This window comes from Polaromonas sp. P1_G1, from assembly GCF_056405595.1.
Genome location: NZ_JBFUBU010000145.1, coordinates 1 through 530, shown reverse-complemented (window position 1 = coordinate 530; position 530 = coordinate 1). Strand labels below are relative to the sequence as shown.

Here is a 530-nt window from a genome sequence, read left to right as displayed (position 1 = left end):
ACACAATCACCAGCACGGCGGACGACTTCCAGCCCTGGGCCGGCATGGACAGCGCCAGAAGAATGCCCAGAGGCAGCTCGACCGCCAGCACCGCAAACGAATAGGTGATCTGGCGCAGCAGCGCACCGTGCAGCTCTTCGTCACGCATGATGGCTGCGAACCACTCGGTGCCCACAAACACGCGGCGCTCGGGCGAGATGATGTCTTGCACCGAATAGTTCACCACCACCATCAGCGGCACGATGGCCGAGAAGGCCACGCAAATCAGCATGGGCAGAATCAAAAACCAGGCGCGCTGGTTGACCGGTTTAGTGGTGGTGCTCATGCCACGATCTCCTCGTTTTGGTAGAAGCAGGTGTGTTCACCCATCACCTGCAGCCACACGCTGTCACCAGCGGAGATCTGTGCGGCGTCGGCCGCCAGGCGGGCTTTGATGGTGTGGCCTTCGCGCGCTGCGCTCACGATCACGTGCGTCCCCACGTCCTGCACCTGGGTCACGGTCATGGGCAGGGCGCCGGGAGCATTCGCAC

At 62.8% G+C, this 530-nt stretch carries 1 protein-coding gene and 1 pseudogene; both read right to left on the bottom strand.

All coding sequences use genetic code 11. The annotated features are described in order from the left end of the window. Positions 1 to 325 (bottom strand): annotated as a pseudogene (locus tag AC1D1Y_RS26170) (sugar ABC transporter permease); the annotation flags it as partial. Next, positions 322 to 530: TOBE domain-containing protein (locus tag AC1D1Y_RS26165; RefSeq protein ID WP_477684916.1), on the bottom strand; the 209-nt coding region annotated here is incomplete at its 5' end. The pseudogene AC1D1Y_RS26170 and the gene AC1D1Y_RS26165, both read right to left, overlap by 4 nt.